A 15,387-nucleotide genomic window follows, 5' to 3' on the forward strand; every position below is an offset into this window, starting at 1 on the left:
AGAGGGAATTGCCATGTGCACCGCAGAGGAACAGACCATCACCCACAGCAGAAGCGTGGAGCTTGCCGATGCCGAACTGAAGACCATGGGGTTGAGCCGCCGGCTTATCCTGCAATCTGCAGGCATCCTGGCCGCAGCCAGCGCAGCTTCAACCGCGCTGGCACGCCCGGCGATGGCGAACCCCGGCGGGAACGACCCCCAGTTGAAGTGGCTTGTGGGCGACCACCACATCCACACCCAATACAGCCACGACGCGAAGTACCTGATCAAACAGCAACTGGACGCAGCCCAGTCCTACGGCGTCGATTGGCTGGCGCTGACGGAGCACAGCAATTTTGGCCACGCCAACAATGGCGGAGCGGTCAATTCCAACAAAGAGATCCAGGTTCAACGTGCAGCACGTCCTGATCTCCTCATCTTCCAGGGGCTGGAGTGGTACATCCCAGGGGCAGAACACGCGACGGTCCTGGTGGCCCCGGGTCCCAATGAAGTGAACCTCCTGCGCACCTTCGAGCTCGTGTGGGACGGCAAGCTGAACCAGTGGGAGAAGCCAACCCCCGGAACGGCCCAGGTGGAGACTTTCGAGCGCAAGGCTGCGGAAGCCATCGCGTGGTTGGCCAACCAAAAACGCTCGGGCTACATCGAGGACGTGGTGGCCCTGGCCAACCACCCTATGCGGCTGGGCATCGATTCCCCGCACGAACTCCGGGCATGGCGCGATGCCGCCCGCGACGTGATGATCGGCATGGAGGGCGCACCCGGAGCGCAGGGGTCCGGAGTCAGCCAGTTCGCTCGGGCGGGCGACCAGCGCGGCGAATACACCAACAACCCCACGCAATACAGCTTCCCCGGCTACCCCGCGGATGCTTTCCGACCCTACGGCGGCTTCGACTGGGCAACGGCGACCGTTGGCGGGGTGTGGGATTCAATGCTCGCCGAAGGCCTCCCGTTCTGGATCACGTCCAACTCGGACAACCACCTAACGGTCAAGGACACGTGGAAGACCGGCGCTTACCCGGCCGAGGAACCTTACCTGAGCCTGCCCAACGAATTTGACCGCTGGTCGGTCACCGGCAAGCGCCCGGACCCCTTCGACACCGGGGAAAAGCAGGGCGGAAGCGACTTCTGGCCCGGACAATTCAGCCGCCTCCACACCGGGGTCACCAAGCACTCCTACACCGGCGTCCTGGAAGCAATGCGCAACGGCCGCATGTGGGTGGATCACGGCCACCTCCTCCACGGCCTTGACGTGCGGGTACGCGAGGTGCGCGGTAACAGCGCAGGCAACAGCAACGGACGTAACGGCGTCACCCTGGGTTCCCGCCTGCAGGTGAGGCGGGGTGCCGACGTCGAAATTTCCATCACCATTACGACGACGGACTACCGCAACTTTGCGGGGATCCTGCCGAAGCTCGCGCACGTGGACGTGATCGGCGGCGCCATCACCGGCACAGCAGGTGACCGCGACACCCTGAGGGCTCCCGGGACAAACGTGTGGAAACAGATCGATGTGTCGGGCCGGACTGGAACGTTTACCATCAGCCACGTCATCAAGGACGTCCAAAAGTCCTGCTATTTCCGCCTCCGGGGCAGTGACGGAAACCGACACGGCGCGGGCTACTACGGCGCTCCCGTGGATCCCGCGGGCCCTGTCCGCCATGGAGACAATCTTGGCGACGCCGATCCGTGGACGGACACCTGGTTCTACGCCAACCCGGTGTTCATTGACGTCGCTTAGGCCTTCTCTCCTGCTACGTCGCCTTCCTCGGGATCGTCCGCGGACCTGACTTCGCACCGGATGATGCCCAACTCCTCGAGTTGCGCGGACATGCCTGCGCCGTCAGGGGCGTAGATCCACGGGACACCGGGGGTGGGCTGGCCGCCGGACTTGGACCGGCCACCGGCGAGGACAGCTTCACCGGGGGAAAGTTGGCGGATGGCGATTGCCTTGACGTTTTCGGGGTGCCGCTGGGCGAACTCGGAGTAGATGGCTTCATCGTGTTGTCCGTCGTCGCCCACCAGCAACCATTTGATGGTGGGAAATTCCTCTGCGAGGCGTTCCAGCGAGTTCTTTTTGTGTTCCTGTCCGCTGCGGAACCACCGGTCCGGGGTGGGACCCCAGTCGGTCAGGAGTTTGGGGCCGGCGGGGTACAGGTTGCGGGAGAGGAACCGGGACAGCGTGGGGGCAACATTCCAGGCACCGGTGGACAGGTACAGCACCGGCGCGGAAGGGGCGGTCCGCGCGATGCGTTCGTAAAGCACAGCCATGCCCGGGGTGGGAGTCCTTGCGTGCTCGTTGAGGACGAACGTGTTCCAGGCCGCCAGGAACGGGCGCGGCAGGGCGGTCACCATGACGGTGTCGTCGATGTCGGACACCACACCGAAGTCTGCGTCGTCTGCCACCACCTCCACAGGAGCTTCCACCGTTCGGGACTCCCCCGACTTCAGGGTGATCGTGTGCCAACCGGCATCCAGAACTACCGGAATACGTGCGTCCACAACGCCGCCGCGGTCGGCAACAACATGGTGCACCTCGCCGGCGACAGTCACTTGCACGGCCGCATTAGCCACCGGCGCGCTGGTGAAGTTGCGCCATCCGCGCATGCTTTCCTGCAAAGGGTTGGCATGTCCGGTCGCATCTCGTGGGTCGCTGCGGACGACGCGTGCGAGGACCCTGATCCAGGAGGTGCTGCCGTAGCCGGTGTAGGGGATGACGGTTTCCACCCGGCCCCTTCGGATGGCCAGCTTCGTCTGGAACCTCAGCCACGCGTCGTCGAGCCGCATTGCGATATGGCGCGCCTGCTCCTTTGACTGCTTCAGGCTTTTGGCCGCGTCGGACTCCGGGCGTGGTCTCACGGTACGGAAAGGCATGCGTCCAGTCTTCCACGGCCCGTACCCACCCAAAGGCCTTTGACGTATTCCACGTCACATCGTATGCTTTATGAATCGATTCAAGTTGCCTATCCCGACACTTGATCTTTGCCAACGACGCCAGAGGAGTACAGCGACGTGACAGTCATGCACCGGAGGGAAACCACCCCCATCACCGACGGCGACGCCGCGCACAAGGACCCGAAGAAGGCCGCGATGAGCGGGTGGATCGGAAGTGCGCTGGAATACTACGACTTCGCCCTGTATTCACTGGCGGCAACGCTCCTGTTTCCCACGATTTTCTTCCCTACCGAGAACCCCACCGTCGGCATCATCGCCTCCTTGGCTACGTACGCCGTCGGATATGTCTCCCGGCCGCTCGGCGCCGTGGTACTGGGTGCCTACGGCGACAGGCATGGGCGCAAGAAGGTCCTCGTTTTCGCGATGCTGCTCATGGGTTTCGCCACCTTCGCAGTCGGACTCCTGCCCACCTACGGACAGGTTGGCCTCCTGGCACCTGTCCTCCTGGTCATCCTCCGGCTGATTCAGGGCTTTGCCGTGGCCGGTGAACTGGGCGGGGCTAGCGCGATGATCGTGGAACACTCCCCCGATGCCCGGCGCGGCTTCTTTGCCAGCTTCAGCCTCCAAGGCACACAGGTGGGCTCGATCCTGGCCACCGCAGTCCTGATTCCACTCGCTGCCCTGCTGCCTGATGAGGAATTCCACTCCTGGGGCTGGCGGCTTCCGTTCCTGCTCAGCGCCGTGGTAATCGTGGCGGGATACGTCATTCGACGCCGGGTGCAGGAGCCTCCCGCCTACCTGGCCCAATCCGAAGGAGCCGAGACCAAGCGACGGTTCCCGCTGATGGACCTCCTGCGAACCCACCCATGGGTACTCGTCCGCTGCATCGCGATGACCTTTACCAACGTCATCGGCATGGCCACCCTGATCTTCGGCGTCTCGTACGCTACCCAGAAGGGCTACGGGATCGGCTTCTCCAGCAGCGAGTTCCTGTGGGTGACCATGGCGGCCAACGTGACGGCCGTGATGACCATCCCGGCCTTCGGCGCCTTGTCCGACCGGATCGGCCGACGGTCACTGATGGTGGCCGGTGGAATCTCCGGTGGCCTGCTGACCATGGCCTACCTTTGGGCCATCCAGCAGGGCAGCCTGCCCCTGGTGTTCGTCTGTGTCGTGATTGTGCAGGGCGTCCTGTTCCAAATGTGGAATGCCACCTTCGCCACCTTCTTCCAGGAACAGTTCCCCATGCGCATGCGCGTGACGGGCTTCGCGGTCTCCCAGAACATCGGACTCATGATCGCCTCGTTCTTCCCCAGCCTTTTCACCGCCATCGCACCCCCGGGATCGGCCAACATCCCGCTGGTCATCGGCATGACCACGTTGGGTATCTGCTTCGTGTCAGTTGTCGCAACCCTGATGTCCGCGGACACCAAGGGCAAGTCGCTCGACGACCTCGAGGCCAGCTAGCCGGGAAGGAACGACGGCGGCCGGTCAGGTCCCGGCCTGGCCCAACGCGGCGGCGATCAGGACTTCGGCCGCCTGCCGCGCCTGTACCGCGGCGTCGGGGGTGCCGGCGATGGCCGCCGTCGTTTGCGCCCCCTCGGCAAGGATGGAAAGCTGCGGGGCCAAGTACGGCGGAGCGCCGGCGTCAGCCGCCAGCGCCGCGACATACTCCTGGAATGACTCCTTGTGCTTCCGCGCATAATCGGCCACTTCGGGGCTGACGGCCCCCAGTTCGGCGAAGCTGTTGATGAAGCCGCAGCCCCGGAACGAGTCCTGGCAGAACCATCCGGCAAGATAATCGAAGATGGCCAGGAGCTTGGCCCGCGGATCCGCCGCCTGGCGAACAGTGGCATCCAGCCCTTCAGTCCAGGACTGGTGCCTGCGTTCCAGCACGGCCATCACGATGCTGCCTTTGGACGGGAATTCCTGGTACAGCTTCTTGAGGGATACCCCTGCAGCCGTCCGCAGCTCATCCATGCCCACGGACTGGATGCCCTTGGCGTTGTAAAGACCGTCGGCTGTGGCGACTATGCGGCTACGGACTTCGGAAATATCCATGTACCCATACTACTTGTATTGAGAACGATCGTTCTATAGTATTTGAACCAGAGAGAGAACGATCGTTCTCTACTTCGAGGAAAGGGAACAGAATCATGGGCTTCATCAAAGTCGGAACTGAAAACACCACGGACATCGAGCTCTACTACGAGGACCACGGCTCGGGCCAGCCGGTTGTCCTGATCCACGGCTATCCCCTCGACGGCGCCTCCTGGGAGAAGCAGACCGCCGCCCTCCTGAACGCCGGCTACCGCGTCATCACCTACGATCGCCGCGGCTTCGGCAAGTCGAGCAAGGTCACCACCGGCTACGACTACGACACGTTCGCGGCAGACCTCAACACAGTCCTCGAAACCCTGGACCTGCAGGATGCCGTGCTGGTCGGATTCTCCATGGGCACCGGCGAAGTTGGCCGCTACATCGGCACTTACGGCGAAGCCCGCGTCGCCAAAGCCGTGTTCCTGGCGTCGCTGGAGCCCTTCCTTCTCCAGACCGACGACAACCCCTCAGGCGTACCGTCTTCGGTGTTCGACGGCATCCGCAACGCCGCCATCGAGGACCGCTACTCGTGGTTCACCAACTTCTACAACGACTTCTACAACACGGACAACTTCCTTGGAAACCGGCTCAGCGAAGAAGCGCTGCGCAACTCCTGGAACGTTGCCGCCGGCTCGTCCTGGTACGCGTCGTTCGCAGTGGTTGATACCTGGCTGACCGATTTCCGCTCCGACATCGAAAAGGTCACCGTCCCGTCCCTGATCGTCCACGGCACCGGCGACCGCATCCTGCCCATCGACTCCACCGGGCGCGAGTTCACCAAGCGACTCCCCTCCGCCGAGTACGTCGAAATCGAGGACGCTCCCCACGGCTTCCTCTGGACGCACGGCGCTGAAATCAACGAGATCCTGCTGCGCTTCCTGGCCAAGTAGTCCAAGCATTAACGCCCGACGGCGGCAACCCACCAACGGTTCCACACGAACCGAAGGCGGGTTGCCGCCGTCGTTGTTTGTTATTTTCCTGGCGGCCGATCCAGCGCCGTCAGCTGACGGTCACCACAACTTTGCCGCGCGTGTGGCCCTCCATGTTGAGGCGGAATGCCTCAGCGGACTGGGCCAGCGGGAAGGTTTGTGCCACCTCCACCTTCAGCTTGTGCTGGTCCACCAGCTCGGACAGCTCCTGAAGCTCTGCCCCGACCGGGGTGACCCACATCCAGGTTCCGCCGTGCTTTTCCACCTCTCCATCCGCGATGGATGCGTGCCTGCCGCCTTCCTTGAGCACGGCCAAGGTGGCTTCGAGGTTTCCGCCGACAAAATCTGCGACGACATCCACGCCGTCGGGCTCCATGGCCCTGACGCGTTCGGCCAGCCCTTCACCGTAGGTGATGGGCTTGGCGCCCAGGGAACGGAGGAATTCGTGGTTCTTTTCCGAGGCGGTGGCAATGACTTTGATGCCGCGCACTGAAGCGATCTGGATCGCCAGGGAACCTACGCCACCCGAGCCGCCATGGATCAACAGCGTTTCACCACTCCTGACGTCCAACCGGGTGAGGACCTGGAAGGCGGTAAGCCCCGTCAGCGGCAGGCCTGCCGTCTCGTTCCAGTCCAACGTGGAGGGCTTGCGCGCCAGGACACGCTCGGGCAGGGCGATGTACTCAGCAAAGCTGCCGCCGTGGACGTAGTCCTTGCGGGCATAGGAGATCACTTCATCGCCGGGCTGGAACTGGTGGGCGTCAATCCCTACGGATTCCACTACGCCGGCCACGTCCCAGCCAGGGATGGCGGGGAACTGGATGTCCATGAGGGGATCCAAGTGCCCGCCCATGATCTTCCAGTCCACCGGGTTAACGGAGGTGGCCTTGATCTTCACCAACACCATGCCCGGGGCGACTTTGGGCATGGGCTGATCGGTGAGTTCCAGGACGTCGGGGTTGCCGTATTCGCTGTAAGTGATTGCCTTCATCCTTCGCACAACCCAAGGAATGGAAGGGCTATTCCGAACCTAGTCGAAGAACCCCACGATGTACCCGATGAAGTAGAGCATCGACGTCAGCACCACCAGGCCGATCATGGACATCCATAAAATCTGGGTGCCTTTCCGCGGTCCGCTTTCATCGTGGCCCTGCGGCCCCGCTGTGGAAGCTTCGCCCGGTGGCGTCTCACCGGGCGGAACTCCGCCACCGGGTTCCAGGCCTGTGATCTTGTCCTCGTATGGATCTGGGTTTGGTCCTGACACGCTCACTCCCCTGTTTGCAGTGGTGATGCTTTGGTCCAGCGTATCGAACCACCACCTCCCAACCAACAGCAACCTTACGAAGTTGCCGCTATCAGCCCCGCCACGCGGCGTCCTGCGCAGAAGTCCGCAGCCGGTACAGGGACGTCGTTGCCGTGAGATAGAGGTCCCGGCCGTCCGGCCCACCGAAACACAGGTTGGACACGCGTTCGGGGACGTCGACGGCGGTCAGCAGACCGCCGTCGGGGGCGTAAACGCGCACGGAAGATCCAGCGGAAGTCCACACCCTTCCTTCGGTGTCCACGCGGAAGCCATCGGACACACTGTCCTCATCAAGCTCAACGAACGTTCCGCCCGCTCCGCACGTACCACCGGCAACCGGGAACACGGCGATGCGGAACGGGACGCCACGGGTAGGACCTGCAGTATCCGAGACATACAACAGGGATTCGTCCGGCGAGAACGCCAGGCCGTTGGGATGGACCAAGTCCGTGATGACGGGGCGCAGCTCGCCCGCCGCAGGATCGAAGCGGAAAACATAGCAGCCGCCGTATTCCTGGTCGCCCTCATGGCCTTCGACGGTGCCCGGCAAAATGCCGTAGGGCGGATCCGTGAACCACACGGTGCCGTCGGCCGCCACCACAACATCGTTGGGCGAGTTGAGCCGATGCTCTCCGAACGCGTCAACGACTACCGTCACCTCGCCGTCGTGATCCCGTTCCATCCGCCGGCGGCCGTGGCTGCACTGGACCACACTGCCGTCCCGGTCCAGGGTGCGGCCGTTGGTGTACTCGACGGCGGTGGCGTACTCGCGTGTGGCGCCGGTGGCGGGGTTGAACTCGAGGATGCGGTTGTTGGGGATATCGCTCCAACGCACGGTCTGCGATTCCGGAACCCAGACGGGGCCCTCAGCCCAGACGGTGCCTTCGAACAGCTTTTCCAGGCTGCCTTCAATGAGCGGGGTGGCGGGGGCTGCTTTGTCCATGGTTTCGAGACTAGTCCTCCACAGCTGCGGCACCTGTCTTTTCCTGGGCCTGGGATTCGCCTGGCTTCTTGTCCGTCGCCGGCATGGCGACCACTGCAATCACAGTCAGCACCGCACCGACCAGGACGGCGAGGAAAACGGCCGAGGACGCTGACACCGTGGTGTGTGGATCCGAGGCGCCGGCACCGTTGGCGTAGATGGCGTTGGCCACCGCGCCGAATACTGCCACGCCGATTGCGCTGCCGATGGAGCGGGCAAAGAGGTTGGTTCCGGTCACCACTCCGCGCTCATTCCACTCCACGCTGGACTGGGCTGCGATGAGGGTGGGCGTCGCCACAAGTCCCAGCCCCAGGCCGACGATGAAACAGGACACGGCAACCAACAACACATTGGGTGCGGAGGCCGTGAGGGCGAGGATCGACGCACCCACCACAGTGATGGAGATCCCGATCAGGGCCGTCCTCCGGAAACCGATCCGAAGGTAGAACCGGCCCGCCTGGGAGGCGCTGATGGGCCACCCGATGGTCAGGGCTGCGAGCGCGAGGCCAGCCAGGATCGGAGAGGTCTTGATGGATCCTTCGAGGAAGGTAGGGACATAGGAAGTCAGGCCCAGCAGGACCGCACCGACTCCGAAGGAAACGAGGGCCGTCGTCGCGAGCAACCTGCGGGACACTACCCACGGCGGAAGGACGGGCTCTGCAGCCTTCCGCTCCACCAGGATGAACACTCCAAACAGGGCCGCGCCTGCAACGAAGACGCCGATGCCGATGGCGGAGTTCCATTCCCAGGCCTGTCCACCCTCCAACGCGCCCAGGATCAGCAGGCTCAGGGACACCGTCAGCAGGGCAGCACCCGCGTAGTCCACGCGGTGCTTGGTTCGTTCAACGTCCTCGTGGAAAGCGCGGACAAGCATCCACCCGGCCAAGAGGCAGAGCGGGATGTTGATGAAGAAAATCCAGCGCCAAATTCCCAGGGAGGAGAAAACACCGCCCAAAGTTGGCCCTACCACCGAGGAGATCGCCCACACACTGGCCAGATAACCCTGGACTTTGGCGCGTTCCGCGAGGGTGTAAATATCACCGGCGATGGTGATGGATACAGGTTGCACTGCCCCTGCTCCCAAACCCTGCAGGACGCGGAACGCGATCAGCGCGGGCATGCTCCACGCCAGGCCACACAGTATGGAGCCGAGCAGGAACAGGCCGATGCCCCAAAGGATGAGCGGCTTGCGTCCCACCATGTCGGACAGTTTGGCGTAGATGGGTACGGACACTGCCTGCGCCAGCAGATAAGCCGAGAACAGCCAGGGGAAGGACGAGAATCCTCCGATGTCTTCCACTATGGAGGGCACTGCCGTGGCAACAATCGTGGAATCGATCGCCACCAACCCCGTGGACAGCATCAACGCGATGAGGATGGGTCCGCGTTTGGAGCGGAATCCGACGCCGTCACTGGTCTCTGTTGTCATCTGGTCCCGTTCCGTCGTCAGCTGTTCGTGTCCCCGCATGGCGTAACCGCGCCAGGTCCCAGATTAGTCCCGAAGCTCTCTTAGCCCTTGACTGTGGCGCATCTCACCCTTAGAGTTCTGATATATGAGTGATATTTCACAGGGCCAGGCCGGTGCTGACTATCGGTCGCCAGAGCTGCAGCTGCCCGCGCGTCGATAAACCGGCGCTCCGCCGCCGCCAGCTTTTTGCGCAGAAGCCAGAAGGGAACACATCTCAATGACCCATCCGCCCAGGACGACGACGTCGCCCGACACATTTTTATCAAAAGACACGAGCTCCACATTCAAGCGCCGCTTCATGGTGCGGCTAGTAGCAGTCTTCATCGGCGGGATGTTCCTGGACGGTTACATCCTTGGAATCATCGGCCCAGTCACCGGGCTCATGCGGTCGGATCTCCAGCTTGACGCACTCTCCCTGGGCCTGATTGCTGCCGGCCCCCTGGTTGGTATCTTCGTAGGCTCCCCCTTGGCGGGCTGGGCTACGGACAAGTTCGGACGCAAGCCGATGTTCCTCGTGGACATGGGCCTGTTCCTGATCGCCTCAGGGGCCCAGTTCTTCGTAACCTCCGGAGATGGGGCCGTTCTCCAGCTGGCCGCAATCCGGTTCCTCATGGGCGTCGCTATCGGCGGCGAGTACTCAATCGGCGGCCCCTTGCTCTCAGAGTTCTCCCCGCCAAAGCTCCGCGGGCGATTGCTCGGGCTGACCCTGATCGCCTGGTACGTAGGTTTCATGATGGCGTTCATCATCGGCACCCTGCTCCACGACGCCGGCACTCCCTGGCGCATTGTCCTCGGTACCAGCACCATACTTGCCTTGATCCTCTTCTTCGCCCGTTGGGGCCTTCCCGAATCGCCGAGCTGGCTCATCACCAAGGGACGCAATGACGAAGCACTCGCAATTGCACGTAAGTACATCGAGTCTCCCCAGATGCGCGACAGCATCACCGAAGAGATCGACCTGAGGATCATCCAGGAGTCCCAGGCCGCAAAGAACAAGACCAAGATCAAGAACGCCTCCTTCGGAATGCTGTTCTCCAAGCAGTACTGGCGCGCTACCCTCTTCACCTCAGGGTTCTGGTTCTGCGCAGTCACCCCGTACTTCGCGATCGCCACCTTCGCTGACGAGGTACTCGACCAATTCGGCCTCGCCGGCGGCTGGGCCGGTGGAGTCGGTCTCTCCGCGCTGGCGGCCGCAGGCGTGGTCACCACAGTTCTCCTCATCGACAAGCTCGGCCGCCGAATTCTCACCGTTCCCGGCCAATGGCTTTGCGCCGGCATCCTCCTGGTCATTGGAGTCTGGGCGAACGCACCAGGGATCATCGTGCTGGTACTGTTCCTCGCCTTCTCCTTCTTCAATGCCGGCTACACCACCATGACTCAGGTCTATCCGGCCGAGGTATTCCCCGGCCACCTGCGCGGCATCGGCACGGGCTTCGCCGCCGCCTTCAGCCGCATCGGCGCTGCACTGGGCACCTTCGCCCTCCCTTGGGCGATCAGCAACATCGGCATGGGCCCGAGCATGGTTGTAGCCGCCGCCGTCGCCCTTCTTGGCGCGGCCCTCTCACAGTGGCTCGCACCCGAGACAAAGGGACGCACTCTGGCGGAAATCTCGCAGGACTTCTCCCACTGACGTTCGGCAGCGAACGGCCACAAAGGCGAACAGCCCCACAAACAGCGAACGGCGGGCCACCCCAACCGTCCCACGGAACAAAGGTTCCCGGGATAGCAGGGGGTGACCCGCCGTCGTCGTACCTGCAACTGGCCGCTTCCGCGGCCACGGCAGTACTTAGTCGTTGATCAAATCGTGAACCACGATCGTCTGGTCGCGGTCCGGGCCAACGCCGATGGCGGAGAAGCGCGTACCGGAAAGCTTCTCCAGTGCCAGCACGTAGTTGCGGGCATTCTCGGGGAGGTCCTCCAGGGTGCGGGCGCCGGTGATGTCCTCGGTCCAGCCATCGAAGTACTCGAAGATCGGCACTGCGTGGTGGAACTCGGTCTGGGTCATGGGCATCTCGTCGTGGCGCACGCCGTCGACGTCGTAGGCAACACAGACCGGGATCTGCTCGATGCCCGTGAGCACGTCCAGCTTGGTGACGAAGTAGTCCGTGAAACCGTTGACGCGGGAAGCGTGGCGGGCCAGGACGGCGTCGTACCAACCGCAGCGACGGGGACGGCCGGTGTTCACACCGAATTCGCCGCCGGTCTTCTGCAGGTAGACACCCATCTCATCGAACAGTTCCGTGGGGAACGGCCCAGCGCCAACACGGGTGGTGTAGGCCTTGATGATGCCGATGGACCGCGAAATGCGGGTGGGGCCGATGCCCGAGCCAACGGACGCACCGCCAGCCGTGGGGTTGGACGAGGTGACGAACGGGTAGGTGCCGTGATCGACGTCCAGGAACGTTGCCTGGCCGCCTTCCATGAGCACAACCTTGCCCTCATCCAGTGCGTTGTTGAGGACCAGTGTGCTGTCAATAACCAGCGGGCGGAGACGCTCAGCGAACGACAGGAAGTACTCCACGATCTCGTCCACCACGATGTCGCGGCGGTTGTAGACCTTGACCAGGAGTTCGTTCTTCTGGCGAAGCGAACCTTCCACCTTCTGGCGGAGGATGGACTCGTCGAAAACGTCCTGGACGCGGATACCCAGGCGGGCAACCTTGTCCATGTATGCCGGCCCGATGCCGCGGCCGGTGGTGCCGATCGCACGGCTGCCGAGGAAGCGCTCGGTCACCTTGTCCAGCACCTGGTGGTAGGGCGCAACGAGGTGGGCGTTGGCCGAAACGCGCAGGCGGGAGGTGTCCGCGCCGCGGGCCTCGAGGCCGTCGATTTCCTGGAACAGTGCCTCCAGGTTCACCACGCAGCCGTTGCCAATAATGGGAATTGCGTTGGGGCTCAGGATGCCCGCGGGAAGGAGCTTCAGCTCATACTTCTCACCGCCAACAACCACGGTGTGCCCGGCGTTGTTACCGCCGTTGGGCTTGACCACGTAGTCAACGCGGCCACCGAGCAGATCGGTTGCTTTGCCTTTGCCTTCGTCGCCCCACTGGGCTCCGACGATCACGATAGCGGGCATGGGATCCTCCCCCATTCTTTCGGGCTGACCCCAGCGGGATGACCGGGGCCTGGCGCCGTACATGAGAATGCCCCGACATAACCGGTGCAGCCCACCGCGGGCGGTGACCAACGCAAGAGTTCGGGGCTCTTACCAGCCAAGTTTAGCGGATGCGGCCTGAAAGTCTGGTGTCAAGGAACGTTCGACGGCGGTCGGGTGAAGTTTTGTGCGCGGCGGCGCCGCACGTGGTCAGGTACCCGGCGGGAGGTTCCGGCAGCTGGCGCCCAACCCGGCGATGGGCCCCGCGTTCGTTGCCACGGACGCCGGCTTGGACACCCAAAGATTCACGGGATCCCGGACGACGATTGCCAGTTGGAGCTCTGTCCCAAGGCCCAGGAGGCCGCCCAGGAGATTGACCGGAACGTCCGTGACGTAACCGGCGGCCGCCGACCCCGTGGTGCTGGAGGTGATGGAGAAGCCCGTCAGCGGCGCAAGCAACGAACCCAATCCACTGGTGGAGGCCTGCATCTCGGCATTGGCCAGGGTGTAGCCCGCCGGCGGTTTCCAAAAAATCCGCACATATGCGCCAATACCCGCGAGGCCCGGGTTGTAGGTGCACGTGCCGTTCAAGGTAGGGGCGGGGATGGTGATGGTGCCGAACGTTCCCGTTCCGTACGTCTCCTGCTGCCACGCCGCTTCCGTCGCGGCAGGCGGGTTGGACACCACCAGCACCACGGCGAGCGGCGCAGCAAGCAGGAACGCCGCCCGGGTCCTCAAGAACAGGTTCATTCTGCGGCACCCCGCACCCGGGCAAGCCCGAATCCCGCGGCTACCGCCACCAACGCCAGGATTGCGAACCCGCCCAGCCGGGCTCCGGTGTCGGCCAGGACGCCCGACGGCGGCCGGGTTGGCATTCCGGGAGGGTGCCCGTTTCCGGCGTTCCCGCCCGAGCCGTCCCCGGCGCCAGCTCCATCTGCGTCGTCCCCGGAACCGTGGACGCCCACCACGATGTGCGTCCTGCTGCCCTGGATGTCCCGGGGCGCGTCCTTGGCCAAGGTTGCGGTTACCAGGACATGGGCGCTTGCAGCCTCCAGGTTCCCGGGGTCCATGAGGTCCATGAGGTCCACGCGCACACCCTCCGCGGTGGCCAGCGCTGCGGGTTCCATCAGGACGCGTTGGGCACCGGAGCAGGTGCTCCCATCCCATTGCAGGGTGCAGGAACGAAGCCCTACGGTCAGGTAATCCCGCAGCGAACCGGTCGGCGCAGGCTCGGATTGCAGCCCGAGGTGGAGTGATTTCGCAGGCTCGCCACGGACCCGGACATCGACTTCCCAATCCGCGCTCCCGCCCGGGGTGAGACGATGCACCTGCCCAGCGGGACCGGCGTCGAGCTCCAACCAGCCGGAAGGCCCGCCATCCGCAACCGCGGGAGCCGGTCCCAACAGGCACGCGCCCGCCAGCACGGACAGCAAAACCACACTACGCCGCAACATGCTGACCGCTTCTGCGCCGCACATCCCGCGGCCACAGTACCCACGTCACCAAAGCCGACACTGCAACAGTGGTGGCACCGAGAACCACCGGGTTGGCGGCCGCGGCCACGGGGCGCGCCAGCCCGGGCACCGACCAAAGAACCAGCCGGACACGTTCCACAACATACGGCGCTGGATCGGGCTCGGAATTGGCATCGCCCTTCATGGTGATGGCCTGCTCGTTCCCGCCGGCGGGAGCCACGCTCTGGACCCGGTGGGTGATGGGCAGCTTGCCGGGCCTGTCCACCGTCACCACATCGCCAACATTGATCTCGCCTGCGGGGATCTCCCGCACCACGGCTACGGAACCAGCCGGGATGGTCGGCGCCATGGATCCCGTCTTGAACATGATGAGGGTGATGTTGAACAGCAGCGCACAGACCACCGCGAGAATGCAGACAGCACCCCCGGCGGCCGCGACATTCAGCACGGTTTCCCGCAGTCGGCTCCGGCACGGGTGGCGGCTCATGAGCTGGACGTTGAGGTGAAGTGCCAGATGGCCGTGGCTGTCTGGCCTTGAAGGGCGTTGTTGGCACCCGCGGGCAGCGTCACTTCAAAGCAGAATTGCGTCGGCGCACCGGGGAGGGTGGCGGTGGCGGCCGCCAAGGAATTCACGACGCCGGCCGCTTGCCCCTGCGTGAACGGCTTGGCTCCGTCGCTGCCCACCACAAAGGTGGGCGTTCCCGTGAAGGACGACGCCTGGCACGTGGCCGAACGGATCACGCGGTAGCGAAGGGCGGCCCCCAAGTCCGCGTTCCCCGTCCCGCTGCTGGTCACAGCCGGCACCCCGAGCACCACTTCACCGGCAACCGACGCGGCCTTGGTCCGGATGGCGAACGGTGCGTAAACCACCGTTCCGGGGCTCATGGCGGATGCGGTGAAAACCAGCGTGGCTCCCGGGGAGATGTCGTTGGCACTCCACGTGCCCTGGACGTCGTACGGCTTGGAGGCATTGGACTCCGTTTGGAATACGCTCGCGCCGAAGGAACCGGCAGCGAAGTCGCTGTCAGTCCAGGAGGCCAGCGTCACGGAGCTGCCCACCCCCAGCACCAATGCCCCTGCGAGGAGCGCACGCAGGCGTAGGTAAGCTGCGCTGGGCTTGCTTGCGGCTTGTCGGCGACCCATG

The 15,387-nt window shown here is 63.9% G+C and carries 15 protein-coding genes; 4 read left to right on the forward strand and 11 right to left on the reverse strand.

Annotation, left to right across the window (positions count from 1 at the left end; translation table 11 throughout):
* The first annotated feature begins 13 nt into the window (after window positions 1-13).
* Window positions 14-1,738 carry a PHP domain-containing protein gene (locus ACNQOP_RS04305; RefSeq protein WP_416403440.1) on the forward strand — a complete coding sequence of 575 codons (1,725 nt, stop codon included), beginning with the start codon at window positions 14-16 and terminating at the stop codon, window positions 1,736-1,738.
* Here the strand turns inward: ACNQOP_RS04305 and ACNQOP_RS04310 are convergent.
* The gene (locus tag ACNQOP_RS04310; RefSeq protein ID WP_416403441.1) at window positions 1,735-2,871 is read right to left on the reverse strand and encodes an App1 family protein; all 1,137 of its coding nucleotides are present in this window, start codon (window positions 2,869-2,871) and stop codon (window positions 1,735-1,737) included. The genes ACNQOP_RS04305 and ACNQOP_RS04310 overlap by 4 nt on opposite strands.
* A 138-nt stretch (window positions 2,872-3,009) precedes the next feature.
* Here ACNQOP_RS04310 and ACNQOP_RS04315 point away from each other — a divergent pair, with 138 nt between their 5' ends.
* Window positions 3,010-4,359, forward strand: coding sequence for an MFS transporter (locus ACNQOP_RS04315; protein WP_416403609.1), 1,350 nt, complete (start codon window positions 3,010-3,012; stop codon window positions 4,357-4,359).
* A gap of 24 nt (window positions 4,360-4,383) precedes the next feature.
* Here the strand turns inward: ACNQOP_RS04315 and ACNQOP_RS04320 are convergent, their stop codons facing one another.
* Entirely contained in the window at window positions 4,384-4,953 is a 570-nt protein-coding gene (locus ACNQOP_RS04320; RefSeq protein ID WP_416403442.1) for a TetR/AcrR family transcriptional regulator, read from the reverse strand.
* A gap of 95 nt (window positions 4,954-5,048) precedes the next feature.
* Between ACNQOP_RS04320 and ACNQOP_RS04325 the strand changes: the two genes are divergently transcribed.
* Window positions 5,049-5,882, forward strand: a complete 834-nt coding sequence (locus ACNQOP_RS04325; protein ID WP_416403443.1) for an alpha/beta fold hydrolase — start codon at window positions 5,049-5,051, stop codon at window positions 5,880-5,882.
* A gap of 109 nt (window positions 5,883-5,991) precedes the next feature.
* On the opposite strand, the gene ACNQOP_RS04330 is transcribed toward ACNQOP_RS04325, so the two are convergent.
* The 4 genes from ACNQOP_RS04330 to ACNQOP_RS04345 form a co-directional block, all read right to left on the reverse strand.
* Window positions 5,992-6,912, reverse strand: coding sequence for an NADP-dependent oxidoreductase (locus ACNQOP_RS04330; protein ID WP_416403444.1), 921 nt, complete (start codon window positions 6,910-6,912; stop codon window positions 5,992-5,994).
* Between the two features lie 39 nt (window positions 6,913-6,951).
* The gene (locus ACNQOP_RS04335; RefSeq protein WP_416403445.1) at window positions 6,952-7,185 is read right to left on the reverse strand and encodes a DUF6480 family protein; all 234 of its coding nucleotides are present in this window, start codon (window positions 7,183-7,185) and stop codon (window positions 6,952-6,954) included.
* Window positions 7,186-7,276: 91 nt separating this feature from the next.
* Entirely contained in the window at window positions 7,277-8,167 is an 891-nt protein-coding gene (locus ACNQOP_RS04340; protein WP_416403446.1) for an SMP-30/gluconolactonase/LRE family protein, read from the reverse strand.
* 10 nt (window positions 8,168-8,177) lie between these two features.
* Window positions 8,178-9,635: an MFS transporter gene (locus ACNQOP_RS04345; protein WP_416403447.1), complete on the reverse strand. Its 1,458-nt coding sequence runs from the start codon at window positions 9,633-9,635 to the stop codon at window positions 8,178-8,180.
* Window positions 9,636-9,972: 337 nt separating this feature from the next.
* On the opposite strand from ACNQOP_RS04345, the gene ACNQOP_RS04350 reads away from it, so the two are divergent.
* A complete protein-coding gene (locus tag ACNQOP_RS04350) occupies window positions 9,973-11,304 on the forward strand; it encodes an MFS transporter (protein WP_416403448.1) in 1,332 nt (443 codons plus the stop codon).
* Between the two features lie 156 nt (window positions 11,305-11,460).
* On the opposite strand, the gene ACNQOP_RS04355 is transcribed toward ACNQOP_RS04350, so the two are convergent.
* From ACNQOP_RS04355 to ACNQOP_RS04375, 5 genes are all read right to left on the reverse strand, one after another.
* Window positions 11,461-12,750, reverse strand: a complete 1,290-nt coding sequence (locus ACNQOP_RS04355; protein ID WP_416403449.1) for an adenylosuccinate synthase — start codon at window positions 12,748-12,750, stop codon at window positions 11,461-11,463.
* Window positions 12,751-12,978: 228 nt separating this feature from the next.
* Window positions 12,979-13,518 carry a hypothetical protein gene (locus ACNQOP_RS04360; RefSeq protein WP_416403450.1) on the reverse strand — a complete coding sequence of 180 codons (540 nt, stop codon included), beginning with the start codon at window positions 13,516-13,518 and terminating at the stop codon, window positions 12,979-12,981.
* Complete coding sequence (locus ACNQOP_RS04365; protein ID WP_416403451.1) at window positions 13,515-14,222, reverse strand: hypothetical protein; 708 nt, start codon at window positions 14,220-14,222, stop codon at window positions 13,515-13,517. Before ACNQOP_RS04365 ends, ACNQOP_RS04360 begins: the two co-directional genes overlap by 4 nt.
* Complete coding sequence (locus ACNQOP_RS04370) at window positions 14,209-14,730, reverse strand: signal peptidase I (RefSeq protein ID WP_416403452.1); 522 nt, start codon at window positions 14,728-14,730, stop codon at window positions 14,209-14,211. Before ACNQOP_RS04370 ends, ACNQOP_RS04365 begins: the two co-directional genes overlap by 14 nt.
* Window positions 14,727-15,386, reverse strand: a complete 660-nt coding sequence (locus tag ACNQOP_RS04375) for a SipW-dependent-type signal peptide-containing protein (RefSeq protein ID WP_416403453.1) — start codon at window positions 15,384-15,386, stop codon at window positions 14,727-14,729. The genes ACNQOP_RS04370 and ACNQOP_RS04375 overlap by 4 nt, the downstream gene beginning before the upstream one ends.
* Between the last annotated feature and the right edge of the window lies 1 nt (window position 15,387).

The sequence above is a fragment of the Arthrobacter sp. LFS091 genome, assembly GCF_047977885.1.
Classification (GTDB): Bacteria; Actinomycetota; Actinomycetes; order Actinomycetales; family Micrococcaceae; genus Arthrobacter.

Bases quoted from the DNA above. Each gene is read 5' to 3' on its own strand.
- ACNQOP_RS04305 (WP_416403440.1), top strand. From the start codon at position 14: ATGTGCACCGCAGAGGAACAGACCATCACCCACAGCAGAAGCGTGGAG.
- ACNQOP_RS04310 (WP_416403441.1), bottom strand. From the start codon at position 2,871: ATGCCTTTCCGTACCGTGAGACCACGCCCGGAGTCCGACGCGGCCAAA.
- ACNQOP_RS04320 (WP_416403442.1), bottom strand. From the start codon at position 4,953: ATGGATATTTCCGAAGTCCGTAGCCGCATAGTCGCCACAGCCGACGGT.
- ACNQOP_RS04325 (WP_416403443.1), top strand. From the start codon at position 5,049: ATGGGCTTCATCAAAGTCGGAACTGAAAACACCACGGACATCGAGCTC.
- ACNQOP_RS04330 (WP_416403444.1), bottom strand. From the start codon at position 6,912: ATGAAGGCAATCACTTACAGCGAATACGGCAACCCCGACGTCCTGGAA.
- ACNQOP_RS04340 (WP_416403446.1), bottom strand. From the start codon at position 8,167: ATGGACAAAGCAGCCCCCGCCACCCCGCTCATTGAAGGCAGCCTGGAA.
- ACNQOP_RS04345 (WP_416403447.1), bottom strand. From the start codon at position 9,635: ATGACAACAGAGACCAGTGACGGCGTCGGATTCCGCTCCAAACGCGGA.
- ACNQOP_RS04350 (WP_416403448.1), top strand. From the start codon at position 9,973: ATGGTGCGGCTAGTAGCAGTCTTCATCGGCGGGATGTTCCTGGACGGT.
- ACNQOP_RS04355 (WP_416403449.1), bottom strand. From the start codon at position 12,750: ATGCCCGCTATCGTGATCGTCGGAGCCCAGTGGGGCGACGAAGGCAAA.
- ACNQOP_RS04360 (WP_416403450.1), bottom strand. From the start codon at position 13,518: ATGAACCTGTTCTTGAGGACCCGGGCGGCGTTCCTGCTTGCTGCGCCG.
- ACNQOP_RS04365 (WP_416403451.1), bottom strand. From the start codon at position 14,222: ATGTTGCGGCGTAGTGTGGTTTTGCTGTCCGTGCTGGCGGGCGCGTGC.
- ACNQOP_RS04370 (WP_416403452.1), bottom strand. From the start codon at position 14,730: ATGAGCCGCCACCCGTGCCGGAGCCGACTGCGGGAAACCGTGCTGAAT.
- ACNQOP_RS04375 (WP_416403453.1), bottom strand. From the start codon at position 15,386: ATGGGTCGCCGACAAGCCGCAAGCAAGCCCAGCGCAGCTTACCTACGC.